Origin of the sequence: Streptomyces sp. NPDC088261, assembly GCF_044740805.1 — a bacterium.
Taxonomy (GTDB): Bacteria; Actinomycetota; Actinomycetes; order Streptomycetales; family Streptomycetaceae; genus Streptomyces.
Genome location: NZ_JBIURL010000001.1, coordinates 40,797 through 63,686 on the forward strand (window position 1 = coordinate 40,797; position 22,890 = coordinate 63,686).

Here is a 22,890-nt window from a genome sequence, read left to right on the forward strand (position 1 = left end):
GCAGGTGGGGAAGGTGAGACGTGATGACGGACAGACCCGGGAATCCGCACCTGGCGCTGTGGATCGCGACAGCAGGCCCGTCTCACGGTGAGATCACCCGCAGGATCGCGACGGCCGCCAAAGTCCGAGGTCACCGGCAGATCGCGCCGGATGCGACACGCGTTCGGCGCTGGATCGACGGTGAGAAACCCCGCCCGCCGGTCCCCACTCTCCTCACCGCAGTTCTGTCCGAAGCAGTCGGCCAGCCACTCACTCCCAGTGATCTCGGCCTGACGCCCGCAGGTCCGGTACTGGATGACATCCAATTGCCGCTGCTGACCGAAGCAGCCGCTCGCACCCTGTCCGGATGGGCGCGGATGGACCTGTTCATGAACCGTCGCGACACCTTCAAACTCACCATTGGCGCCCCGCTGATCCTCGCCGCCGAACGGATGCTCGGCGGCACCGCCCGAACGATGAACGGCACCCGGCGAGGCTTCGACGCCGACGCCGCAACCGCCCTGGAAGAGGTAACCGCCTTCTTCACCGCGGCCGATGCCTCCAAGGGCGGTGGTTTGTACCGCCCGGCTGTCGTCGCCCAACTCGCAGAGGTGGCCCGCCGCATTGAGGACGGTGTGCCTCCGAGTCTCCGTACGCGGGTATTCATGGCTGCCGCCGACCTGGCGGCACTCGCCGGGTGGGTCAGTCACGACTGCGGCAGGTACGCGACCGCACAGCGGTATTGGAGCTACGGCGTGTACGCGGCGGGCGAGGCCGGGCAGCCACAGCGGGGCGTGGAGATCGTCACGCGCATGTCCCACCAGATGATTTACCTCGGCCATCCACAAGATGCCCTCGCTCTTCTCGGCGTGGCCGCCGCGAAGGCGGACATGCCCGCGACCCGAGCGCTGGTCGCGTCCCAGACCGGCCGGGTGCACGCGGCCCTCGGTGACGAATATCTGGCGGACACGCACCTCGGCAACGCCGACGAGCTCCTGGCCGACGGCCTCGGCGACCACGTTCCTGAATGGGTCACGTACTTCGACGCAGCCGAGCACGAAGGCGCCCGCGCGGTCTCCGCACGCGACCTCGCCGGACTCCGCCGTGGCGGCAAGGCCGCGAGCATCCACTTCGAGGCGGCACTCAAGCTCCGCAGGCCTGGGTTCGACCGGGTACGTCTGATGGACGGTGTCGGGCTCGCCGCCGCGCTGCTCGACGAAGGCGAGGTGGAGCGGGGTGCGGCCGCGGCCCAACTGGCTCTCGACTCCGCCGCGCACGTCGACTCCACTCTCGTGACTTCAAGGCTCAACACTCTGCTCGACGCCGCACGTCCATACCGGACAACCGCGGTGGACGACGTGCGTACGAGAGCGAAGGATCTCGTTGCCGCCCGCTCGACCACGATCGCGGCCTGAGATCATCGAGTACATGGCCAAGCACCGCCGACCCGGCCCGCCGAACCAGCCCTCGCGCGCCGTCCCGCGCCCGGATGCCGACGATCCACTCGCCGCGTACAACAAGCGGCGCCTCCCGCCGATGGACCAGTACCGCCGCCACCGGACCACGCACGGTCGTGCTGCCCACCTACGCCCCGACGAGCCGCGTGTCCTGGAGGAATGGGACGGCTTCACCTACCAGGTGGTCGGCACAGCGCGCGACCTCGCCGCGGCACAGGCATGGGCTGACGGGCCGCTTGCCGAGCAGTGACCTTCACGACGATCCGGCGCGACCGCCACCCACCGAATAAGCCTTCGCCGACCGCGCTTGTTGCGACCGCTCATCGGGAAGCTCGTACAGGCCGCTCAGAACCCGGCGCAGCAGTTCTGTGTCGTGCGGGCAATCGTCCATACCAGTCAGGACGTCGGGACCTAGGCCCGTCCCGCTCAGGCGCTCACAGGACACGCGCCTCTACCAGCCCTTCGGCTGGAAGCAGATTCCCTTGCCCTCGCTACCGAGCACAACCCGGTAGCCGGGTGCCAGCAGTTCGAGGATCTCCAGGCCTCGTCCACTGACGCTGCCCTCCGTGGCCACCCGGCGTTCCGGCAGGCGGTGGGAGCCGTCCCAGATCTCGAGCCGTAGGGACGGGTAGAAAATGCGCACCTGGAACGAAAGACCCTCGGCGTGCCGAACCGCGTTGGTCGCGACCTCGCTGACCAGTAATTCGCACAGGTGGACGTCGGCACCGTCCACCGTGGAACACACCGCGCCGGCCCAACGGCGCGCGATACTCACGGACTCCGGGCGGCTCTCGAAGGATCTCTCGGCCAACAGCCCCTCGTCCGAGGGACCTTGTACGTGCCGATCTGCGTGCATGGCAGCCTCCAGCGTGCGACCGCGCCGGGCAGCCGCGTAGGCGATGACGCACCGACACAGAACCCACCCGGTGCGTGACATGTGAGTCTGTTGCAATCGCACCCACATTTGCAACTGCTGTCGCGGAAATACGCTCGGAAGTGCCATCGGCAGGCGCGCCGCGCTACGCTGCGCGACAGTTCTGACGAGCCGCAAGGGAAGGCTGCCGGGTGTCGGTCAACACATCAGCGATGGTCGCTCGCCAACGCTTCGGCGACGCGATCCAGCAACTCCGCCTGAAGGCGCGCGCAGCCGACGGTCAGAAGATCAAGCAGATCGACGCTGCCAAGGCCCTGCGTCGCAAGACCGTCGACCGCGTCTCCCGCATCGAGCGGGGAGCGGCTTGGCCCACCGAGGCCGAGTTGACCGCACTGCTCAGCCTCTACGAAGCCGACTTGGCGACGCGGGTCCAGTTGGAGACGATGCTGCGCGAGGGAACCGCGATCGAAGGAGCATGGTGGACCTCCTTCTCGGACGAGTTCCACGAGAGCTTGATGGAGTTCATCGCATACGAAGACGCGGCCTCAAAGATCATTTCCTGCGCAGGCAGTCTCGTGCCCGGCCTCTTCCAAACGTCCGACTACGGTCGCACCATCACCACTGCGCTGACGAGATCCGCCCTGTCTCCACATGCGATGGAGCGGTCCGTGGAGCTTCGCCGCAATCGTCGTGGCATCTTCGACAGGAACCGTCCGCCAGAGGTCGAAGTCATCATCGGTGAAGGGGCACTACGGCACGAAGTGGGAGGCAGGAAGATCATGACTCGCCAGCTCGACTCGTTGATCGAAGACGGAACGGAGCGTCATGTCACGTTCCGCGTCGTTCCGTTCACCGCTCCCGCCAGCTTCAGCTACGTGTTGAGCCTTTTCGAGTTCGGGGGAGCCAACGAGAGGCCGTTGGGGGCCGTCGATGCCATGGCCGGCATGAGCTTCCGAAAGGACCCGCGGGAGATGCGAGAGCTTCGAGGGTTCGTGGATGCCCTGCGGGAGATCTCACTCTCACCGTCCGACTCCTTGGAAAAGATGAGAACTCTCAGGAAAGAGATGTCGCGTGACTAGGGATGAACTCTCCACAGCAGCCGAACTCAGGAAGCTCATAGCTCAGGATCTGACAGCAGTGAAGTGGACCAAGTCCGCTCTGTCCGCCGGTGGAACCGGCGACTGCCTGGAAGTCGCCCGGGTCGACGGCGGATGGATCCTGCGGTCCACCGTCCTGCCCGAGTGCGTGATCCCGCTGACGAACAGCGAGTACGAGGCGTACGTCGGCGGTGTGCGGGCCGGGCAGCCCGGGCTCGTGCCGTAAGGCGCGACAGGACGTCCCCCGGTGCGCGTGCGCCGGGGGACGTCCTTGGTGTGTGCCGCTTGTGTGCCGCGTCGGTGTCAGGCCGACTGGGGGACCCTGCCGTCCGCCGGGGACGGGTCTTCCGCCGGCTTCGGGCCCGCGCCCCGCAGCGGGACCTCCTTGACGAAGAACGCCGCCACGAAGCCGATCACCGCGATCGCCGCGCCCAGCGTGAAGGCGCCGTGGATGCCGGTCGACACCGCGTGCTGGTACGCCTCGCGCGCCGCGTCCGGCAGCTTCGCCAGGCTGGCCGCGTCCAGTTGCGCGGACGCGAGGCCGCCGCCGGTGCTGCCGCCCCTCGCCGCCATCTCGTCCTGTACGCGGGAGTTGAAGAGCGCGCCCATGATGGCGACGCCGAACGAGCTGCCCAGCGTACGGAAGAGGGTCGTCGAGGAGGACGCGACGCCCATGTCCCTGGCCTCGACGCTGTTCTGCGCGACCAGCATCGTGATCTGCATCAGGAAGCCCATGCCCGCGCCGAGCACGGCCATGTAGAGGCCGGACGTCAGCCGCGAGGTCTCGGTGTCCATCTGCGCGAGCAGGAACAGCCCGACCGTCATCAGGGCGCCGCCCAGGATGGGGAAGATCCGGTACTTGCCGGTGTTGGTGGTGACCCGGCCCGCGATCAGCGAGACGACCATCATCGACAGCAGCATCGGCAGGAGCAGCAGCCCCGAGTTGGTGGCGGAGGCGCCCTGCACGGCCTGCTGGTACAGCGGCAGGAAGAGCACCGCGCCGAACATCACGAAGCCGGTGAGGAAGCCGATCACCGACATGAGAGTGAAGTTGCGGCTGCGGAAGATGTGCAGCGGCAGCAGCGGCTCGGCGGTCCGCTTCTGGACGACGACGAAACCGATGAGCGCGACCACGCCGAGCGCGATCAGCTCCATGATGATCGCGGAGCTCCAGTCGTACTCCGTACCGCCCCACGTCGTGACCAGCACGATCGAGGTGATGCCGACGGTCAGCAGCCCGGCGCCGAGGAAGTCGATCCTGACCTTCGAGCGGTCCTTCTTCGGCAGGTGCAGGACGGCCGTGACCATCGCCAGCGCCACCGCGCCCAGCGGCAGGTTGATGTAGAAGCTCCAGCGCCAGCCGAGGTGGTCGGTGATGGCGCCGCCGACCAGCGGTCCGCCGATCATGGCGAGGGCCATCACGCCGGCCATCATGCCCTGGTACTTGCCCCGCTCGCGGGGCGGGATCAGGTCGCCGATGATCGCCATCACGCCGACCATCAGACCGCCGGCGCCCAGGCCCTGTATCGCCCGGAAGCCGATCAGCTGGCTCATGTCCTGGGCCATCCCGCTCAGCGCGGAACCGATCAGGAAGATCACGATGGAGGTGAGGAAGACGCCCTTGCGGCCGTACAGATCGCCGAGCTTGCCCCAGATCGGGGTCGAGGCGGCGGTGGCGAGGGTGTACGCGGTGACCACCCACGACAGGTGTTCGAGACCGCCCAGCTCACCGACGATCGTCGGCATGGCCGTACCGACGATCATGTTGTCCAGCATCGCCAGCAGCATCGCGATCATGAGCGCGAGCAGCACGATCCGTACGCTGCGCGGCTGAGGCTCCGGCTTGCCGGGCGTCAACGTCCCGGCTGACGGGTTCCCGGGTGCCGCGGCCTGTTCGGCCTTCCCCGTCTGACGGCTCGTCTGACTCATCGTCCCCTACTCCCCTGACTTACTTGCCGCCCGGCAAGCTAGCATTACACTCAGAAGGTAGACGGCTAACTTGCCGGGCGTCAAGTAAGTTTTTTCCCAAGGAGAGCACCGTGGGCAGCACTCAGCACCCCCGACGGGGCAACACCCGTCAGCGCATCCAGGATGTCGCCCTGGAGCTCTTCGCCGAACAGGGATACGAGAAGACCTCGCTGCGGGAGATCGCCGAGCACCTGGACGTCACCAAGGCCGCGCTCTACTACCACTTCAAGACCAAGGAAGACATCCTGATCAGCGTCTTCCAGGACGTGACGCAGCCGATCGACACCCTGATCGAGTGGGGCAAGTCACAGCCCGCCACGCTGGAGACGAAGCGGGAGATCCTGCGCCGCTACAGCGCCGCCCTGCGCGGCGCGTCCCCCCTCTTCCGCTTCATGCAGGAGAACCAGGCGACGATCCGGGACCTGAGCATCGGCGAGACCTTCAAGGTCCGGATGATCGCCCTGATGGAGCTGCTGCTGGACCCGGACGCGACCATGGCCAACCGGGTGCGCTGCACCAGCGCGCTCTTCACCATGCACGCGGGACAGTTCGCCCTCAAGGACATCGAGGGGGACGCCGAGGAGAAGCGCCTGGCCATCCTGGAGGTCTCCACCGACCTCATCACCCAGGCGCACCACGTCGACCTCTGAGAGGGCCGCGCCGAAGGCGACCCTCACTCGGACCGTGACGACACTCAGACCGTGACACCCGCGTGGCGCAGGAAGGTGAGCGGGTTGACCGCCGAGCCGTAGTTCGGGGTCGTACGGATCTCGAAGTGCAGGTGGGGGCCGCTGGAGTTGCCGGTGTTGCCGGAGTACGCGATCCGCTGGTCGGCCTTCACGTGCTGGCCGGCCCACACCTTGATCTTGGACAGGTGCGCGTACTGCGAGTACGTCCCGTCGCCGTGCCGGATCACGATCGCGTTGCCGTACGCGGATCCGTCACCGGCGCCGTTCGGGCCCGCCTTGACCACCGTGCCGCTGTGGGCGGCCTTGACGGTGGTGCCGGTCGGTACGGCGAAGTCCTGGCCGGAGTGCTTGTGGGACCACATGCTGCCGCCCCGGCCGAACTTCGCGCTCAGCTGGTAGTGGTCCACCGGGTCCGTCCAGCCGTGCGCCTTCTTGATCCTTTCGGCCTTCGCCTTGGCCCTGGCCTGGTCCGCCTTCACCTGCGCGGCCTTCTTCCTCGCGTCGGACTCGGCCTTCTTCGCCGCCGCCTCCGCCCGCTCGGCCCGGACCTGCTTGGCGTGCGCCGCGGCCGAGGCCTGGGCGTCGGCCTGCTTCGCCACCGCACCGGACGCCACGGAGGCCGTCAGGGCGGTCGCCGTACGGCTCACTCCGACGTCGGCGCCGTCGCCACCGGTCGCGGCGACCGCGGCCCCCGCCCCGCACGCCATGGACACCCCGAGGCCGGCGGCCACCAGGCCGGTCCGGGTACGCAGGGAGGAGGGAAGGCGGGAGAGACGGAACTGGTCGCGCTGGAACATGCGGGGAAAACCTCCGGGCATGAGGAGACCCGACACGGATGCCGGGCGGTCCCCACCTTGATAACCCAGCCGCCCATCTCCACCCAAACCGCCCATCTACGACAGCGTGTCGTAGGAGTCGGAACGGCATAAAGCCCCTTGACGCGGCCCCCGCCCCACCCGGCCCCGGCGCCCCGGGCCCGCCCCGCCCCGCGTCCGGCACTACGTCCGCTAGTAGTCCCGGAACCCCCTGTGCGGCTTGTCACGGCCTCCGGACCGAAGCCCTGTCCGTTTCAGGACCAAGGGCCCGGCCCCCACGGGCCGACCAGAACCCGGCCCCCCACGGGCCCCCGGAACCCGACGCCCACGGGCACGGGCACGGGCACGGGCACACCAAAAGGGGCTGCCCCGCACCGTGGAAAACGGTCCGGGGCAGCCCCTTCGTGCGTACGCGCCTTCGCGAGGACTACACGTCCTTCGTCAGGTTCGGGCCGCCGCCCGCCGCCTGCTCGATCGGCGGGGCGTCCGGCAGCGCCGACTTCTCCTCGCCGCGGAAGGTGAACTTCTTCGCCTCACCCTCGCCCTCGGTGTCCACGACCACGATGTGACCCGAGCGCAGCTCGCCGAAGAGGATCTTCTCCGACAGCATGTCCTCGATCTCACGCTGGATGGTCCGGCGCAGCGGCCGGGCGCCCAGCACGGGGTCGTAGCCCTTCTTGGCGAGGAGCGACTTGGCGGCCGGGCTGAGCTCCAGGCCCATGTCCCGGTCCTTGAGTCGCTCGTCCACCTTGTCGACCATGAGGTCGACGATCTGGATGATGTCTTCCTCGGTGAGCTGGTGGAAGACCACCGTGTCGTCGACACGGTTGAGGAACTCGGGCCGGAAGTGCTGCTTGAGCTCTTCGTTGACCTTCGTCTTCATCCGGTCGTACGTGCTCTTGGTGTCACCCTGCGCCGCGAAGCCCAGGTTGAACCCCTTGGAGATGTCCCGGGTCCCGAGGTTGGTCGTCATGATGATGACCGTGTTCTTGAAGTCCACGACCCGGCCCTGGGAGTCGGTCAGGCGACCGTCCTCCAGGATCTGGAGAAGGGAATTGAAGATATCGGGGTGGGCCTTCTCGACCTCGTCGAAGAGGACGACGGAGAACGGCTTCCTGCGCACCTTCTCGGTGAGCTGGCCGCCCTCTTCGTAACCCACGTAACCGGGGGGCGAACCGAAGAGACGCGAGACCGTGTGCTTCTCGCTGAACTCCGACATGTCGAGCGCGATCAGCGCGTCCTCGTCGCCGAAGAGGAATTCGGCGAGCGTCTTGGACAGCTCGGTCTTACCGACACCGGACGGACCGGCGAAGATGAACGAGCCACCGGGGCGCTTCGGGTCCTTCAGACCCGCTCGCGTACGGCGGATCGCCTGGGAGAGCGCCTTGATGGCGTCCTTCTGGCCGATGACGCGCTTGTGGAGCTCGTCCTCCATGCGCAGCAGCCGCGAGGACTCCTCCTCGGTGAGCTTGAAGACCGGGATGCCGGTGGCCGTCGCCAGGACCTCGGCGATCAGCTCCTCGTCCACCTCGGCGACGACGTCCATGTCGCCGGCTTTCCACTCCTTCTCCCGCTTGGTCTTCGCCGCCAGCAGCTGCTTCTCCTTGTCACGGAGAGACGCCGCCTTCTCGAAGTCCTGGGAGTCGATCGCCGACTCCTTGTCGCGGCGGACGCCCGCGATCTTCTCGTCGAACTCGCGGAGGTCCGGCGGGGCCGTCATCCGGCGGATGCGCATCCGGGAACCGGCCTCGTCGATCAGGTCGATCGCCTTGTCCGGCAGGAAGCGGTCCGAGATGTAACGGTCGGCGAGCGTCGCGGCGGCGACCAGCGCGGAGTCCGTGATGGACACGCGGTGGTGCGCCTCGTAACGGTCGCGCAGCCCCTTGAGGATCTCGATCGTGTGCGGCAGCGACGGCTCCGCGACCTGGATGGGCTGGAAACGGCGCTCCAGGGCCGCGTCCTTCTCCAGGTGCTTGCGGTACTCGTCCAGCGTGGTCGCACCGATGGTCTGGAGCTCACCGCGGGCCAGCATCGGCTTCAGGATCGAAGCCGCGTCGATCGCGCCCTCGGCGGCGCCCGCACCCACCAGGGTGTGGAGCTCGTCGATGAACAGGATGATGTCGCCGCGGGTGCGGATCTCCTTCAGGACCTTCTTGAGCCGCTCCTCGAAGTCACCGCGGTAGCGGGAACCGGCGACGAGCGCGCCCAGGTCGAGGGTGTAGAGGTGCTTGTCCTTGAGGGTCTCGGGCACCTCGCCCTTGACGATGGCCTGCGCCAGTCCCTCGACGACCGCCGTCTTGCCGACGCCGGGCTCGCCGATGAGCACGGGGTTGTTCTTCGTACGGCGGGACAGCACCTGCATGACCCGCTCGATCTCCTTCTCGCGCCCGATGACCGGGTCGAGCTTGGACTCACGAGCGGCCTGGGTGAGGTTCCGGCCGAACTGGTCGAGGACCAGGGACGTGGAGGGCGTGCCCTCGGCAGGACCGCCGGCGGTGGCGGCCTCCTTGCCCTGGTAGCCGGAGAGCAGCTGGATGACCTGCTGCCGCACCCGGTTGAGGTCGGCGCCCAGCTTCACGAGGACCTGGGCGGCGACGCCCTCGCCCTCGCGGATCAGGCCGAGCAGGATGTGCTCCGTGCCGATGTAGTTGTGGCCCAGCTGAAGGGCCTCGCGGAGCGACAGCTCCAGGACCTTCTTGGCACGGGGAGTGAAGGGGATGTGGCCGGACGGGGCCTGCTGCCCCTGCCCGATGATCTCCTCCACCTGCTGGCGGACCGCCTCGAGCGAAATCCCGAGGCTCTCCAGGGCCTTAGCGGCGACACCCTCACCCTCGTGGATAAGGCCCAGGAGGATGTGCTCGGTGCCGATGTAGTTGTGGTTGAGCATCCGGGCTTCTTCCTGAGCCAGGACGACAACCCGCCGCGCGCGGTCGGTGAACCTCTCGAACATCGTTAATCGCTCCTCAGAGCGGTCAGGCAGTAAAGGGGTCGGTCCCCTCCCTGTCCTTCCGCAGCTTAGTCCCGCAAGCGGGGACCGCTCATTCCAACTGCCGGGTCCCGCGTCCTCGGCCGTGAGCCCCGGACGCCGTCAACAGCTCCAACCTGATGGTGCGAGACGATGTTCCCGCAGGCCAGGCAGATACCCTCATCGGCAGTACGCCGATGGCGAACGTGAGACGCCCGAAACCGCGTGTCGCCCCTCCCCACTAGGAATGTCTTACCCGCAAAGACTGACAGTCCATGCGGCGCACGCCGATTCCCTCCGCTACGGGCGAACAACCTTGCGCTCCGCAATGCGCCCGTACGCCCGCAAGTCGGACACCCAGCGCGAGCCGCCGCACACTTTCCGTAACTCCCGGTCGCTCCGGGGAGTTCCCCGGGCATGACGGCCACCGTTCCGCTCCCCCGCCGCGCACCGCTCCAGGGCGGTCGCGCCCGCCGGGCCTCCGCGTGGGCACGGTGGTACGGCGACGGGCCCGGCGGCCTCGGCTGGCCCACGGACGGGGGATCCCCGCTCGCCCTGCTGACGGGCACGCGCTTCGACGTACTGGAATTGCCCGCGGGCGCCGGTGCGGCCCTGCTGCGGCGGATCGGCCCGACCGGGCCTGTGGCACTCGGTGACGGGCGGATGCGGCTGCTGGTGGCCGCGGGGAGCGCGGACGAGCTGCCGGGGCTGCTCGACTGGCTGGAATGGGGCGCGATCGGCTCCCTGACGCTCGGCCTGACCGCGCTCGGCGCCGGAGACCGGACGCCGGCGCCCGTACCGCCGTGGTGGCCGGCGGAGGGCGTCGCGCAGGGGGCCGCCGTATGGCTGCGGCCCCCCGAGCCCGGACGCGAGGTGGAGGCGACACTGCCGGCGCTCGCCCCGTTCGGACGCGCACCGGGCAACGGGGGCAGTGGGGATGCCCCCGATCTCGTACGCCTCGTGGACGCGGCGGCGACCGAGTGCCACCGGGCCCGGCTGCTGCACAGAATTACGCTCCGTACGAATGCTCAGCCGTTGGCGTTCTCGTAAGCCTCGCGGATCTCGGCGGGAACGCGGCCGCGATCGTTGACGCTGTAGCCGTTCTCCTTGGCCCACTTGCGGATTTCCGCGGTGTCCTTGTTACCGCCCGCCGCGACACGGCCCTTGCCACGGCTGCCCGCGGCACGGCCGCCGGTGCGCCGGCCACCCTTGGTGTACGGATCGAGGAGACCCCTCAGCTTGTCCGCATTGGCGGTAGTGAGGTCGATCTCGTAGGTCTTGCCGTCGAGAGCGAACGTCACTGTCTCGTCTGCCTCGCCACCGTCGAGGTCATCGACAAGAAGGACCTGAACCTTCTGTGCCACCGGATTTCCTTTCATCGAAAAATGCAGTACGCGGAAAGGAAACCGCTTTTCTCAGGAAAACACAAACCCTCGGCAGAGGTTCAGTGGCACGAGAAGACGGGAAACGTGCGCGATTCGGACATAGGGCTCCGGCACATCGGACGCTCACAGGTGCAGAAGCATCCGGCTGTTGCCCAAGGTGTTCGGCTTCACCCGTTCGAGACCCAGGAACTCCGCAACACCCTCGTCATAGGAACGCAGCAGCTCCCTGTACACATCTCGGTCGACCGGCGTCCCGCCGATCTCCGCGAAGCCGCGCTTCGCGAAGAACTCGACTTCGAAGGTGAGGCAGAATACGCGCCGCACTCCCAGCCGGCGGGCCGTCTCCAGGAGCGCGTCCAGCAACAGATGGCCCGCTCCCAGGCCCCTGACCGCAGGATCCACGGCCAGGGTGCGCACTTCGGCGAGGTCTTCCCACATGACGTGCAAGGCGCCGCAGCCGATGACGCGCGCGTCCTCGGCGCGTTCCGCGACCCAGAACTCCTGGATGTCCTCGTAAAGCGTCACCGGCGCTTTGTCGAGGAGGATGCCTTGGCGTACGTAAGGGTCGACGAGTCGGCGGACCGCCGGCACATCCCCGGTCCTGGCCCGCCGGACCGTGAGGGCATTTGCGGATGCATTGGGAAGCGGAACGGCTGTGGACATGCCCGGACGCTATCGCCCCGCCTCCGCGGTCCCCTCGGCGCCCTCGGCCCGCCGTTCCCCGGGGCGGTCTTCCGCCGGGGCGCCTTCCCCCGCGCCCTCTTCCCCCGTGCCCTCTTCCCGCGGCCCGTCTTCCGCGTCGTCGCCTTCCGGGCGGTCGGCGCGGGCCATACGCACGGCGTCTTCGAGAGATCGGCGCTGCTCGGGCGACATCATGCCGAAGAACGCGACAAGGGCGGCGGCCGGGTTGTCACTCTTCGACCATGCCTCGTTCATCAAGGCGGCGGCGTACGCGGCGCGGGTGGAGACCGCCGTATATCGATAGGCGCGGCCGTCGACTTCCCTCCGTACCCAGCCCTTCTGATGGAGATTGTCCATTACGGTCATGACGGTGGTGTAGGCGATGGACCGTTCCTGCTGAAGGTCTTCGAGCACTTCCCGGACGGTGACCGGGCGGTTCCATTGCCAGACGCGTGTCATGACGGCGTCCTCAAGGTCTCCCAATTGGCGGGGCACAGCGCCACCATAGTAGGAGATGTCGGAATGGCCGGTTATTGACGTAACAAAAAGGACGTACGACTGGGAATCAGTCGTACGTCCAGGTCACGGGCGACGGGGTCCAGGGCCGAAGCCGGCGCGACGGCCGCCCGCCCGCCGGTGCCTCAGGCGCCGTGGGTGTCCGGGGTACGGCCCTGCTGGGCGGCCTCGGCACGGGCGAGCGCCGCGTCGACGGCCGCGTCCTCCTTGGCCTTGTTCGAACCGCCCTGGCTCTTGACGATCGTCCGGACCAGCGCGATGAAGAAACCAGCCATCACCACAGGGGGCACGAGCGCGGATACGTAGTCCATGCCGACCAGACTAGCTACCCGGCCGCCCGTTCCTCCGGTGGGGGCTTCGGGCGGCGGCGCGGCGGGAAGACCTCGGACGGCTTGGGCATGGGGCGGGCGGGCTCGCCGGGCTTGCGCGGATCGCGGGGGTCGCGCGACGGCTTCGGCCGGTCCGGCTGCTCGGGCCGCGGCTGCCGGGGCTGTTTCGGTTCGTCCGCGGCGCGGCCGCCGGGGAGCGAGAAGAGCCGCGCACGGGGTACGGACGGCTCCTGGCAGCGGTCCAGCAGGGCGGCGGCGAGGGTGTTACCGCGCAGGGCGCGCAGCGCGGCGAGGTCGTCGGGTCCCGGCCGGTAGTCGGCGGCGAGGGCGTCCTGGAGCAGCTCCAGGTAGCCCCCGACGGAGCCGGGCAGGGCGGCGCGGTACCGGGCGAGGTCCGCGAGCAGGAACGCCCGCATGCGGTCGGCCTCCCCCTCCGCCTCGTCCACGGACTCGGCGAGCCGCAGGCAGGCCCGGACGTCCTCGTCGGGAAGCGGGGCGGGACGAAGGGCGACGGCGAGGGCGCGTCGGAGCACACGCAGCTCGTCAGCGCCGAACGCCATGCCGCCACGGGATCCGTATGGCGTGGGCATGCGGCGACCCTACGCGCTGGGGGGACAAAATCCGCTTAATGGTCCTTCCCGGGCGCGGCCCCGGGGTGCCCTGCCCGGGTTCGCACGGCGCCGCGCGGCCCCCGGCGGTGGCGGGCCGCGGACGGCGTCACATGCGCGAGACGTTGCGTTCGTACACCAGCCGCAGGCCGATCAGCGTCAGCCACGGTTCGTGCTCGTCGATCACCGACGCCTCCCCCAGCACCATCGGCGCCAGCCCGCCCGTCGCGATCACCGTCACCTCGTCCGGGTCGTCGGCCAGCTCCCGCTTCATCCGGGTCACCACCCCGTCGACCTGGCCCGCGAAGCCGTACACGATGCCGGACTGCATCGCCTCCACCGTGTTCTTGCCGATCACGCTCCGGGGCCGGGCCAGCTCGATCTTGCGGAGCTGCGCGCCCTTCACCCCGAGCGCCTCGACGGAGATCTCGATACCGGGGGCGATCACCCCGCCCGCGTACTCCCCGCGCGCGCTGACGGCGTCGAACGTCGTCGCCGTACCGAAGTCGACCACGATCGCCGGACCGCCGTAGAGGTCGACGGCCGCGACCGCGTTGATGATGCGGTCCGCGCCGACCTCCTTGGGGTTGTCCATGAGGATCGGCACGCCCGTCTTGATGCCCGGCTCGACCAGGACCGAGGGAACGTCCCCGTAGTAGCGGCGGGTCACCTCGCGCAGCTCGTGCAGGACGGACGGGACCGTCGAACAGATCGCGATCCCCTCGACCCCTTCGCCCAGTTCGTCGCCGAGCAGCGGGTGCATCCCCATCAAGCCCTGGAGCAGGACGGCGAGTTCGTCGGCGGTGCGGCGGGCGTCCGTGGACACGCGCCAGTGCTCGACGATGTCGTCGCCGTCGAACAGGCCGAGGACCGTATGGGTGTTGCCTACGTCGATGGTGAGCAGCATCAGGCGCCCGCCCCGCCGGGTCCGTCGTGCGCCCCGGCGTCCGTGACGAAGTCGCCGGGGGCCTCCGCGTCGAAGGGCTCGGCCTCGCGCAGGTCCAGGCCGATGTCCAGGATCGGCGAGGAGTGCGTGAGCGCCCCCACCGCGAGGAAGTCGACCCCCGTCTCCGCGTACGCGCGCGCGGTGGCGAGCGTGAGCCGCCCGGAGGACTCCAGGATCGCCCGTCCCGCCACGATGCCGACCGCCTCCGCCGTCTCGGCCGGGGTGAAGTTGTCCAGCAGGATCAGGTCGGCGCCCGCGTCCAGCACCTCACGGACCTGGTGCAGGGTGTCGACCTCCACCTCGACGGCCAGGCCGGGGAACCGGTCCCGTACGGCCTTGAAGGCCTCCGCGACGCCCCCCGCCGCGACCACGTGGTTGTCCTTCACGAGCGCCGCGTCCGACAGCGACATCCGGTGGTTGACGCCGCCGCCGCACCGGACCGCGTACTTCTCCAGGGCCCGCAGCCCCGGCGTGGTCTTGCGGGTGTCCCGTACCTTCGCCGGTGTCCCGTCCAGGACGTCCGCCCACGCGCGCGTGGCCGTCGCGATGCCGGACAGGCGGCACAGGAGGTTGAGCGCGCTGCGCTCGGCGGTGAGCAGGTCGCGGGTACGGGCGGTGACGCTGAGCAGCTTCTGCCCGGCCTCCACGCGGTCGCCGTCCGCGACGTGCCGTTCGACCGCGAACTCGTCGGTGGCCACGACGGACAGGACGGCCTCGGCGACGTGCACGCCGGCGACCGTGCCGCTCTCGCGGGCCGTGAAGTCACCGGTGGCGACGGCGTCCTCGGGGACGGTCGCGACGGTCGTCACGTCCACCCCGTGGTCGAGGTCCTCCTCCACGGCGACGTGCGCGATGTCCTCGACCTGGACGGGGTCGAGACCGGACTCGGCGAGGAGCTGGGCGAGCACGGGGTCGAGCCCGCACTCCAGGTCGTCGGGGCCGAAGCCGTCCGCGCCGCCGGAGCAGCCGCAGCCGTCGCCGCAGCCACCCCCGGCGGACGCCGCGGCCGGGGCGCCGATCTGGATCAGGGGTACGTCCACGGGCTCGGGGCGCGGACTGTCTTCGGGCGTGCTCACGGTTACGGCTCCCTGGGGACGTCGGGTTCTGCATGTACGTATACGGGGTCGACGGGCGGGAACGCAGCCGTTCCGGTACGCCGGACCGTCAAACTACGGTCGGGTGCCAAACGGACGACAAGATGCCGGCGCCAGTCGGCGTCGTCGCGCTCGGGCCGGTCCTCGCGCCAGTGGCAGCCGCGGGTCTCCTCGCGCTCCAGCGCGGCGGCGACGAGGACGCGGGCGACGCAGAGGAGGTTGGACGTCTCCCAGGAGTCCACCCCCGGGACGGCGGCCTTGGCCTCGCCCTCCCCCGGCTGCTCGTCGGCGCGCAGGGCGTCCCGGTGGACGGCTTCGAGGGCGTCGGCGGCGGTGCCGAGGCTGTGGGCCGAGCGGAGGACTCCGGCGCCCTCGGACATGATCCGCTGGATCCGGATGCGGGCCTCGGGGGCGATGAGGGGGAGTTGGCGGGAGGCGGGCGGGGAGAGGTCGGAGGGGCGGAGGGGGGCGTCGGGGATGGCGTCTTCAGTAGAAGCGCCGTCTTCGGAGGCGCCGTCTTCCGCAGGAACGACACCCGCTTTAGGAGAGCGGTGCTCTGTCCTCGTGCTCCGCACCCGCTCCGCCACGTCCGCCGCGATCCTCTCCGCGAACACCAGCCCCTCCAGGAGCGAGTTCGACGCCAGCCGGTTCGCGCCGTGGACGCCCGTGCAGGCCACCTCGCCGCACGCGTACAGCCCCGGCACCGTCGTCCGCCCGCGCAGGTCCGTGCGGACGCCGCCCGAGGCGTGGTGGGCCGCCGGGGCCACCGGGATCGGTTCCGTCACCGGGTCGATGCCGTGGGAGCGGCAGGCCGCCAGGATCGTGGGGAAGCGGGTCTCCCACATCTCCGCGCCGAAGTGCCTGGCGTCCAGGTACATGTGGTCGGCGTCCTGCTCCAGCATGCGCCGCATGATCGCCTTGGCGACGATGTCGCGGGGCGCCAGCTCGGCCAGTTCGTGCTGGTCGCGCATGAAGCGGACCCCGTCGGCGTCCACGAGGTGGGCGCCCTCGCCCCGTACCGCCTCGGACACCAGCGGCTGCTGGCCCTCCGAGCCCGCGCCCAGGAACAGCACCGTCGGGTGGAATTGCACGAACTCCAGGTCCGAGACCTCGGCGCCCGCCCGCAGCGCCAGTGCCACGCCGTCGCCGGTGGAGACGGCGGGGTTGGTGGTCGCCGCGAAGACCTGGCCCATGCCGCCGGTGGCGAGGACGACCGCGGGCGCGTGGACCGCCCCGACGCCGTCGTGCTGGCCCTCGCCCATCACGTGGAGGGTGACGCCGGACGTACGGCCGTGCTCGTCGGTCAGCAGATCGAGGACGAGCGCGTTCTCGACGGTCGTGAGCGCGGCGGCGCGGACCGCCTCGACGAGCGCCCGGGAGATCTCCAGACCGGTCGCGTCGCCGCCCGCGTGGACGATACGGCGCCGGTGGTGGCCGCCCTCGCGGGTGAGCTGGAGTTCGCCGCCCGCGCCGGTGTCGAAGTGGGCGCCGGTCCCGATCAGCCGGCGTACCGCGTCCGGGCCCTCCGTGACGAGCGCGCGGACGGCTTCCTCGTCGCACAGGCCCGCGCCCGCGACCAGCGTGTCGTCCAGGTGCTGCTCGGGGGTGTCGCCCTCGCCGAGCGCCGCGGCGACGCCGCCCTGGGCCCAGCGGGTGGAGCCGTCGTCCAGGCGGGCCTTGGTGACGACGACCGTACGCAGTCCGGCGGCGGTGCAGCGCAGGGCCGTGGTGAGCCCGGCGACGCCGGAACCGACCACCACGACGTCGGCGTCCAGGGCCCAGCCGGGGGCGGGGGCGGCCAGCCGTATCCCGGTGGCGACGGCGCTTCCGTGGAGGGCGGAGGAGTCGGAGGAGGCGGAGGCTTCGGGGGCTCCGGCGGGTATCTCCTGGGAAGGCGCGGACGGAGAAGGCGCGGCTGGGGAAGGCACGGATCCCGACGGTCCGGGGAGCGTCCCCCGGGAGGACTCTGCGGTCACTGGGGAGCTCCGAAGGTCAGGGGGATGTTGTCGATGAGCCGCGTGCCGCCGACCCGCGCCGCGACGGCCAGGATCGCCTCGCCGGTGTGGTCGTCGGGGACTTCCGTGAAGTCGGCGGGGTCGACCAGGGCGAGATAGTCCAGCGTCAGGGGCGGCACGGCCCTGACGGCCGGCATGAGGACCGCGCGGGCCGCCGCCCGTACGGCGTCCGCCCCGCAGGGGCGCGCCGCCGCCCCGCCGCGCGCCACCGCGTGCGCGTCGGCCGCGAGCCGGGGCTCGCCGAGGGCGGAGAGCCCGGCGGCGCGCGCGTCCGGCGCGGGCGCCGACTCCGCGCGGGCGCGCAGCGCGTGCTGGGCGCCGAGGCGGTCGCGGGCCGCGAACAGCGCGCGGGAGAGAGCGAGGGCGGTACGGCGTTCCGCGCCGGACAGGAAGCGGTTACGGCTGGACAGGGCCAGGCCGTCGTCCTCGCGGACCGTCGGTACGCCGGCGATCTCGACGGGGAAGTTCAGATCGCGGGCCATGCGGCGGATCAGGGCGAGCTGCTGGGCGTCCTTCTGGCCGAAGAACGCGATGTCGGGGCGGGTGAGGTGGAGCAGCTTGGCGACGACGGTGAGCATGCCGTCGAAGTGGCCGGGCCGTGAGGCGCCTTCGAGCAGTTCGCCCATGGTGCCCGCCGTGATCCTGACCTGGGGCGCGCCGCCCGGGTACACCTCGTCCACGGACGGGGCGAAGACGGCGTCGGCGCCCGCGTGTTCGGCGGTCTTGAGGTCGGCGTCGAGGGTGCGGGGGTAGCGGTCCAGGTCCTCGCCCGCGCCGAACTGGAGCGGGTTGACGAAGACGGTGACCACGACGAACCCGGTGGGGCCGACGCGCGCGCGGGCCGCCCGTATCAGCGTGGCGTGCCCTTCGTGGAGCGCGCCCATGGTCATGACCACCGCGACCCCGCCCCGCCCGCCGGGGTGGGTGGCGTGCCACGTGTCCAGCAGGCGGTCCAGGTCCGCGCGGGAGGGGACGGGGGCGAGGCTCATCGGGCGCCCCCGCCGGTGCCTCCGCGGGTGTCCCCGGGGCTGTCGCCGTCCGCGAGGACGTCCAGGAGGTCTTCCGCCAGCTCCGGCTTGAGCATGCCGTGGGCGAGCGCGCGGTCCGCGGTCGTACGGGCCATCGCCAGGTAACCCGCGACGGCGGCCGGCGCGTGCTCGCGCAACACCTCCACGTGCGCGGCGACCGTGCCCGCGTCCCCGCGCGCGACCGGCCCGGTCAGGGCCGCGTCCCCGGAGCGCAGCGCGTTGTCGAGGGCCGCGCCGAGGAGGGGGCCCAGCATCCGGTCCGGGGACTCGACCCCGGCCCTGTGCAGCAGCTCCATGGACTGGGCGACCAGCGTGACCAGGTGGTTCGCGCCCAGCGCCAGCGCCGCGTGGTAGAGCGGACGGGACTCCTCCGCGATCCACTCGGCCTCGCCGCCCATCTCGATGACCAGCGCCTCCGCCGCCAGCCGCAGCTCCTCGGGCGCCGTCACGCCGAACGAGCAGCCGGCCAGCCGTTGCACGTCCACGGACGTGCCGGTGAACGTCATCGCCGGGTGCAGGGCCAGCGGCAGGGCGCCCGCGCGCAGGGCCGGGTCGAGCACCTGGGTGCCGTACCGCCCCGAGGTGTGGACGAGCAGCTGCCCCGGTCGTACGGCCCCGGTCTCGGCGAGCCCCTGGACCAGGCCGGGCAGCGCGTCGTCCGGGACGGTCAGCAGGACCAGTTCGGCGCGCGCGAGGACTTCGGCCGGGGTGACCACGGGGACGTCGGGGAGCAGGGTGGCGGCGCGCCGCACGGAGGCGTTCGAGACGCCGGAGACGGCGACGGGGCGGTGCCCCGCGAGACCGAGGGCGGCGGCGAGGGCCGGGCCCACCCGGCCTGCCCCGACCACGCCCACCGTGAGGCGGGCGGGGCGGTCCCGCGGGTCGAGCGGTTCCTGTGCTGCTGGGTTCACGCGTCGGAGCCTTCCGTTCCAGTCCGCGGCGGGTACCGGACGATTTCTGGCCATGCTACGCCAGCGCCGGGACCGCCTCCCGGTTGTCCACAGGCCCCGTCCGGAGTTGTCCACAGGGCTGTGCGCGCCGGACGGCGGCTGGGTGATGATCGGTGCATGAGTGACACGAGCGAACAGGCCGAAGAGGTACGGGACGGCTCCCCCGGAAAGGCGGGGGACGGCCTCCCCGGCGGCGGGGGCGGCTCCTCCGACGACGAGCGGGACCGCCGCCGGGCCGCTTGGCGCGCCTCCGGGCGGACGCTGTGGCGCGGCTCGGTGAACGAGCCGGTGGGCGAGCGGCTGGCCGCGCTCGCGGCGGACGCGGCGTCCGTGTACGACGTGGACGGCTGGGCGGACGTGTACGGGGACGGGGTGGTAGCCGAGCTGGAGCGCCGGGTGGCCGCGCTGCTCGGATTCCCCGCCGCCGTCTTCTTCCCGACCGGCACGATGGCGCAACAGGTGGCGCTGCGCTGCTGGGCGGGGCGCACGGGCAATCCGGTGGTGGCGCTGCATCCGCTGGCGCACCCGGAGGTCCACGAGGGCGGCGCGCTGTCGGCCGTCAGCGGGCTGCGGACGGTCCGGGCGACGGGCGAGCCCCGGCTGCCGACGGCCGGGGAGATACAGGAGCTGGCGGAGCCGTTCGGCACGCTGATGCTGGAGCTGCCGCTGCGGGACGCGGGGTTCGTCCTGCCCACGTGGGACGAGCTGGTCGCGGTGGTGGACGCGGCACGCGCGCGGGACGCGGTGGTGCACTTCGACGGCGCGCGCCTGTGGGAGTGCGCGTCCCACTTCGGCCGCCCGCTGGCGGAGATCGCCGGGCTCGCGGACAGCGTGTACCTGTCGTTCTACAAGTCCCTCGACGCCCTGTCGGGCGCCGTGCTCGTGGGTCCCGAGACGCTCGTGGAGGAGGCGCGCGTGTGGCGCCACCGCTACGGGGGCCAGCTGTTCCAGCAGTATCCGGCGGCCCTGTCGGCGCTGCTCGGCCTGGAGCGGGAGCTGCCGCGCCTGCCGTCGTACGTGGCGCACGCCCGCGTGGTCGCGGCGGCGCTCGCCGAGGGTCTCGCGGAGTCCGCGGTGCCGTGGTTCCGCGTCCATCCGGAGCCGCCGCACACGCACCAGTTCCAGGTGTGGCTGCCGTACGACCGGGAGGTGCTGAACGAGGCCGGGGTGCGGCAGGCGGAGGAGACGAAGGTGACGCTGTTCCGGCTCTGGCGCGAGGCGGTCGCGGGACCGCCCGGGGTCTCGGTCACGGAGGTCACGGTGGCGGAGGCGGGCCTGGAGTGGAGCGCGGAGGACGTGAAGGCGGCGGTGGCGGACTTCGTGAGGCGGGTGACCGGGTGAGCGGGCGGGAAAAGAGGGAGTGACCGGGGTGGTCCGCCAGGGGACCCGGCGGGGGTCAGGCTCCGCCGCCGCCCGCCCGTACCAGCCCCGACTCGTACGCGAGCACGACGACCTGCACCCGGTCGCGCAGACCGAGCTTGGTGAGGATGCGGCCGACGTGGGTCTTCACGGTCGCCTCCGACAGCACCAGCCGCCCGGCGATCTCGCCGTTCGACAGCCCCTGCGCGACCAGCAGCATCACCTCGCGCTCCCGCTCGGTCAGCCGGTCCATCTGCTTGTTGCGCGGCTTGTCGCCGCTGGGCAGCATCGGGGCGAACCGGTCGAGCAGCCGCCGGGTCGTGGAGGGCGCGACCACGGCGTCGCCGCTGTGCACCGAGCGGATCGCGCTCAGCAGCTCGCTCGGCGGCACGTCCTTGAGCATGAAGCCGCTGGCCCCGGCCTTGAGCCCGGAGAACGCGTACTCGTCCAGGTCGAAGGTGGTCAGGATGAGCACCTTCGGCGGGTTGGGCTCCGCGCAGATCCGGCGCGTCGCCTCCACCCCGTCGAGGCGGGGCATGCGGACGTCCATCAGCACGACGTCCACGGCGGTGGCCCGCAGGTTCTCGATCGCCTCGGCGCCGTCCCCCGCCTCCGCGACGACCTCCATGTCGGGCTGCGCGGCCAGCACCATACGGAAGCCGGTGCGCAGGAGCATCTGGTCGTCGACGAGCATGACGCGGATCGACATCGGGGGTTCCCTTTTCATGGTGTCGGGCTTCATGGGGTCGGGGCTCGGGCGTGCGGGGTTCATGCGCGGGGCACGTCAGTGTGCCGGTTTCAGCGGGAGCAGCGCGCTGATCCGGAAGCCGCCGCCCGGGCGAGGCCCGGCGTCCAGCGTGCCGCCGACCATCCCGACCCGCTCCCGCATCCCGATGAGGCCGTGGCCGTGGCCGTCCGCGCCGCCGTCCACGTACAGCTCGTGGGCGGCGCCCCGGCCGTCGTCCTCGACGAGCAGGCCCAGTCCGTCGTCGAAGTAGACCAGCCGCACGCTCGCCCCCACGTCGGGTCCGCCGTGCTTGCGGCTGTTGGTGAGGGCTTCCTGCACGATCCGGTACGCGGTCAGCTCGACCCCGCTGGGCAGCGGACGCGCGGTGCCCTCGATCTTGAAGTCCACGGTGAGGCCGGCCCGGCGCACCTGCTCGACCAGGTCCTCGATCTGATCGACGTCGGGCTGGGGCACGTACTCCCCGCCCTCCCGCGTGTCCCCGGTCCGCAGGACACCGAGCAGCCTGCGCATCTCGGCGAGGGCCTGGCGGCCGGTGCTCGAAATGGTCTCCAGGGCCTGTTTGGCCTGGTCGGGGGCGGCGTCCAGGACATACGCGGCGCCGTCGGCCTGCACGACCATCACGGACACGTTGTGCGCCACGACGTCGTGCAGCTCCCGGGCGATCCTGGCCCGCTCGGCGGCGACCGCCACCTTGGCCTGCGCCTCGCGCTCCTTCTCCAGCCGGGTGGCGCGCTCCTCCAGCTGGTCGAAGTAGGCGCGGCGGGTCCGGAGGGAGTCGCCCAGCACCCAGGCGAGGACGAACGGCACGGTCATCACGACACCCGCAAAGACCCGGCCGAAGGTGCTCGCCTCGTCCACCGGCCAGCGCACCTGCGAGAGCGGAGCCGCGAACAGCCCGCCGACCAGGGCGAGCCGGGAGGCCCAGCGCGGACCGCCCTCGGCGGCCACGGTGTAGATGATGACCAGCATCGCGAAGTCGCCGGGATTGACGGAGACGTCCAGCGCGAGCTGGAGCACGCCCAGCGCGACGACGAGCAGCAGCATCCTGGCCGGGGCCCGGCGGCGCAGCGCGACCACCAGGCTGAGCAGTACGACGATGCCGATGGCCCGGAGCCGTGGCCCGACCCCGTTCACCGCGGTGACCGCCCACAGCAAAGACACCCCGAGGAGCATGACAGCCAAGAAGGTGTCGACGCCCGTGGGGTGTCTGCGGAGGAAGTCGTAGAAGCGCTGCACGTTATCCAGCGTAGGGAGGCGGAGAAGGCGGAGGGGTCAACCGGAGGGTCGATCCGGTCGGCGGAAGCGTACTCCCCAAGGTGGAGACTTGACGCCGTGACGGATGACGACGGGAAGGACCGGGGGGCGCGCGTCCGCCCGGACGAGCCCC

Annotated in this window: 23 protein-coding genes; 7 read left to right on the forward strand and 16 right to left on the reverse strand. The window is 70.8% G+C overall.

What is annotated here, in order from left to right; translation table 11 throughout:
• Positions 1-23: 23 nt before the first annotated feature.
• On the forward strand, positions 24-1,394 hold the full coding sequence (locus tag ACIODU_RS00185; protein ID WP_401762121.1) for a Tat pathway signal protein: 1,371 nt from the start codon (positions 24-26) through the stop codon (positions 1,392-1,394).
• A 13-nt stretch (positions 1,395-1,407) separates the two neighbouring features.
• Entirely contained in the window at positions 1,408-1,686 is a 279-nt protein-coding gene (locus ACIODU_RS00190) for a DUF6087 family protein (protein ID WP_401762124.1), read from the forward strand.
• 201 nt (positions 1,687-1,887) lie between these two features.
• Here the strand turns inward: ACIODU_RS00190 and ACIODU_RS00195 are convergent, their stop codons facing one another.
• A complete protein-coding gene (locus ACIODU_RS00195) occupies positions 1,888-2,292 on the reverse strand; it encodes an ATP-binding protein (RefSeq protein ID WP_401762126.1) in 405 nt (134 codons plus the stop codon).
• A 209-nt stretch (positions 2,293-2,501) separates the two neighbouring features.
• On the opposite strand from ACIODU_RS00195, the gene ACIODU_RS00200 reads away from it, so the two are divergent.
• Both ACIODU_RS00200 and ACIODU_RS00205 read left to right on the forward strand, forming a co-directional pair.
• Entirely contained in the window at positions 2,502-3,389 is an 888-nt protein-coding gene (locus tag ACIODU_RS00200; protein ID WP_401762129.1) for a DUF5753 domain-containing protein, read from the forward strand.
• The gene (locus ACIODU_RS00205) at positions 3,382-3,633 is read left to right on the forward strand and encodes a DUF397 domain-containing protein (RefSeq protein ID WP_401762131.1); all 252 of its coding nucleotides are present in this window, start codon (positions 3,382-3,384) and stop codon (positions 3,631-3,633) included. The genes ACIODU_RS00200 and ACIODU_RS00205 overlap by 8 nt, the downstream gene beginning before the upstream one ends.
• Positions 3,634-3,710: 77 nt before the next feature.
• Here ACIODU_RS00205 and ACIODU_RS00210 read toward each other — a convergent pair whose 3' ends face one another.
• Positions 3,711-5,336, reverse strand: coding sequence for an MDR family MFS transporter (locus ACIODU_RS00210; RefSeq protein ID WP_401762134.1), 1,626 nt, complete (start codon positions 5,334-5,336; stop codon positions 3,711-3,713).
• Positions 5,337-5,446: 110 nt separating this feature from the next.
• Between ACIODU_RS00210 and ACIODU_RS00215 the strand changes: the two genes are divergently transcribed.
• Positions 5,447-6,025 (forward strand): helix-turn-helix domain-containing protein, encoded by a 579-nt coding sequence (locus ACIODU_RS00215; protein WP_356420477.1) that lies wholly within the window; start codon positions 5,447-5,449, stop codon positions 6,023-6,025.
• 44 nt (positions 6,026-6,069) lie between these two features.
• Here ACIODU_RS00215 and ACIODU_RS00220 read toward each other — a convergent pair whose 3' ends face one another.
• Both ACIODU_RS00220 and ACIODU_RS00225 read right to left on the reverse strand, forming a co-directional pair.
• Entirely contained in the window at positions 6,070-6,861 is a 792-nt protein-coding gene (locus tag ACIODU_RS00220; protein WP_356420480.1) for a M23 family metallopeptidase, read from the reverse strand.
• A 445-nt stretch (positions 6,862-7,306) separates the two neighbouring features.
• Positions 7,307-9,829, reverse strand: a complete 2,523-nt coding sequence (locus ACIODU_RS00225) for an ATP-dependent Clp protease ATP-binding subunit (RefSeq protein WP_167029193.1) — start codon at positions 9,827-9,829, stop codon at positions 7,307-7,309.
• A gap of 432 nt (positions 9,830-10,261) precedes the next feature.
• On the opposite strand from ACIODU_RS00225, the gene ACIODU_RS00230 reads away from it, so the two are divergent.
• Positions 10,262-10,894: an SCO3374 family protein gene (locus ACIODU_RS00230; protein ID WP_356420484.1), complete on the forward strand. Its 633-nt coding sequence runs from the start codon at positions 10,262-10,264 to the stop codon at positions 10,892-10,894.
• Here the strand turns inward: ACIODU_RS00230 and ACIODU_RS00235 are convergent.
• The 10 genes from ACIODU_RS00235 to ACIODU_RS00280 form a co-directional block, all read right to left on the reverse strand.
• Entirely contained in the window at positions 10,873-11,208 is a 336-nt protein-coding gene (locus ACIODU_RS00235; protein WP_161308513.1) for an Lsr2 family protein, read from the reverse strand. The genes ACIODU_RS00230 and ACIODU_RS00235 overlap by 22 nt on opposite strands.
• A gap of 144 nt (positions 11,209-11,352) precedes the next feature.
• Positions 11,353-11,892, reverse strand: a complete 540-nt coding sequence (locus ACIODU_RS00240; RefSeq protein ID WP_356420487.1) for an amino-acid N-acetyltransferase — start codon at positions 11,890-11,892, stop codon at positions 11,353-11,355.
• Positions 11,893-11,901: 9 nt separating this feature from the next.
• Positions 11,902-12,405, reverse strand: a complete 504-nt coding sequence (locus ACIODU_RS00245; protein WP_401762140.1) for a BlaI/MecI/CopY family transcriptional regulator — start codon at positions 12,403-12,405, stop codon at positions 11,902-11,904.
• A gap of 146 nt (positions 12,406-12,551) precedes the next feature.
• The gene (locus tag ACIODU_RS00250; protein ID WP_401762142.1) at positions 12,552-12,737 is read right to left on the reverse strand and encodes a hypothetical protein; all 186 of its coding nucleotides are present in this window, start codon (positions 12,735-12,737) and stop codon (positions 12,552-12,554) included.
• Positions 12,738-12,751: 14 nt separating this feature from the next.
• Complete coding sequence (locus ACIODU_RS00255; protein ID WP_356421095.1) at positions 12,752-13,315, reverse strand: hypothetical protein; 564 nt, start codon at positions 13,313-13,315, stop codon at positions 12,752-12,754.
• A gap of 157 nt (positions 13,316-13,472) precedes the next feature.
• Positions 13,473-14,270: a type III pantothenate kinase gene (locus tag ACIODU_RS00260; RefSeq protein WP_356420495.1), complete on the reverse strand. Its 798-nt coding sequence runs from the start codon at positions 14,268-14,270 to the stop codon at positions 13,473-13,475.
• Positions 14,270-15,385: a carboxylating nicotinate-nucleotide diphosphorylase gene (nadC, locus tag ACIODU_RS00265; RefSeq protein WP_401762146.1), complete on the reverse strand. Its 1,116-nt coding sequence runs from the start codon at positions 15,383-15,385 to the stop codon at positions 14,270-14,272. The genes ACIODU_RS00260 and nadC overlap by 1 nt, the downstream gene beginning before the upstream one ends.
• A 2-nt stretch (positions 15,386-15,387) precedes the next feature.
• A complete protein-coding gene (locus tag ACIODU_RS00270; protein ID WP_356421097.1) occupies positions 15,388-17,205 on the reverse strand; it encodes an L-aspartate oxidase in 1,818 nt (605 codons plus the stop codon).
• 170 nt (positions 17,206-17,375) lie between these two features.
• A complete protein-coding gene (panC, locus tag ACIODU_RS00275; RefSeq protein WP_401762148.1) occupies positions 17,376-18,407 on the reverse strand; it encodes a pantoate--beta-alanine ligase in 1,032 nt (343 codons plus the stop codon).
• Entirely contained in the window at positions 18,404-19,411 is a 1,008-nt protein-coding gene (locus ACIODU_RS00280; protein WP_401762151.1) for a Rossmann-like and DUF2520 domain-containing protein, read from the reverse strand. The genes panC and ACIODU_RS00280 overlap by 4 nt, the downstream gene beginning before the upstream one ends.
• Before the next feature lie 102 nt (positions 19,412-19,513).
• Here ACIODU_RS00280 and ACIODU_RS00285 point away from each other — a divergent pair, with 102 nt between their 5' ends.
• The gene (locus ACIODU_RS00285) at positions 19,514-20,737 is read left to right on the forward strand and encodes a threonine aldolase family protein (protein ID WP_401762153.1); all 1,224 of its coding nucleotides are present in this window, start codon (positions 19,514-19,516) and stop codon (positions 20,735-20,737) included.
• Between the two features lie 55 nt (positions 20,738-20,792).
• Here the strand turns inward: ACIODU_RS00285 and ACIODU_RS00290 are convergent, their stop codons facing one another.
• Positions 20,793-21,464 (reverse strand): response regulator transcription factor, encoded by a 672-nt coding sequence (locus ACIODU_RS00290; RefSeq protein WP_356421100.1) that lies wholly within the window; start codon positions 21,462-21,464, stop codon positions 20,793-20,795.
• Between the two features lie 75 nt (positions 21,465-21,539).
• Complete coding sequence (locus ACIODU_RS00295) at positions 21,540-22,739, reverse strand: sensor histidine kinase (protein ID WP_401762156.1); 1,200 nt, start codon at positions 22,737-22,739, stop codon at positions 21,540-21,542.
• Positions 22,740-22,890: the final 151 nt, after the last annotated feature.

Bases quoted from the DNA above. Each gene is read 5' to 3' on its own strand.
- ACIODU_RS00185 (WP_401762121.1), top strand. From the start codon at position 24: ATGACGGACAGACCCGGGAATCCGCACCTGGCGCTGTGGATCGCGACA.
- ACIODU_RS00190 (WP_401762124.1), top strand. From the start codon at position 1,408: ATGGCCAAGCACCGCCGACCCGGCCCGCCGAACCAGCCCTCGCGCGCC.
- ACIODU_RS00195 (WP_401762126.1), bottom strand. From the start codon at position 2,292: ATGCACGCAGATCGGCACGTACAAGGTCCCTCGGACGAGGGGCTGTTG.
- ACIODU_RS00210 (WP_401762134.1), bottom strand. From the start codon at position 5,336: ATGAGTCAGACGAGCCGTCAGACGGGGAAGGCCGAACAGGCCGCGGCA.
- ACIODU_RS00220 (WP_356420480.1), bottom strand. From the start codon at position 6,861: ATGTTCCAGCGCGACCAGTTCCGTCTCTCCCGCCTTCCCTCCTCCCTG.
- ACIODU_RS00225 (WP_167029193.1), bottom strand. From the start codon at position 9,829: ATGTTCGAGAGGTTCACCGACCGCGCGCGGCGGGTTGTCGTCCTGGCT.
- ACIODU_RS00230 (WP_356420484.1), top strand. From the start codon at position 10,262: ATGACGGCCACCGTTCCGCTCCCCCGCCGCGCACCGCTCCAGGGCGGT.
- ACIODU_RS00240 (WP_356420487.1), bottom strand. From the start codon at position 11,892: ATGTCCACAGCCGTTCCGCTTCCCAATGCATCCGCAAATGCCCTCACG.
- ACIODU_RS00250 (WP_401762142.1), bottom strand. From the start codon at position 12,737: ATGGACTACGTATCCGCGCTCGTGCCCCCTGTGGTGATGGCTGGTTTC.
- ACIODU_RS00255 (WP_356421095.1), bottom strand. From the start codon at position 13,315: ATGGCGTTCGGCGCTGACGAGCTGCGTGTGCTCCGACGCGCCCTCGCC.
- ACIODU_RS00260 (WP_356420495.1), bottom strand. From the start codon at position 14,270: ATGCTGCTCACCATCGACGTAGGCAACACCCATACGGTCCTCGGCCTG.
- panC (WP_401762148.1), bottom strand. From the start codon at position 18,407: ATGAGCCTCGCCCCCGTCCCCTCCCGCGCGGACCTGGACCGCCTGCTG.
- ACIODU_RS00280 (WP_401762151.1), bottom strand. From the start codon at position 19,411: ATGGCCAGAAATCGTCCGGTACCCGCCGCGGACTGGAACGGAAGGCTC.
- ACIODU_RS00285 (WP_401762153.1), top strand. From the start codon at position 19,514: ATGAGTGACACGAGCGAACAGGCCGAAGAGGTACGGGACGGCTCCCCC.
- ACIODU_RS00290 (WP_356421100.1), bottom strand. From the start codon at position 21,464: ATGTCGATCCGCGTCATGCTCGTCGACGACCAGATGCTCCTGCGCACC.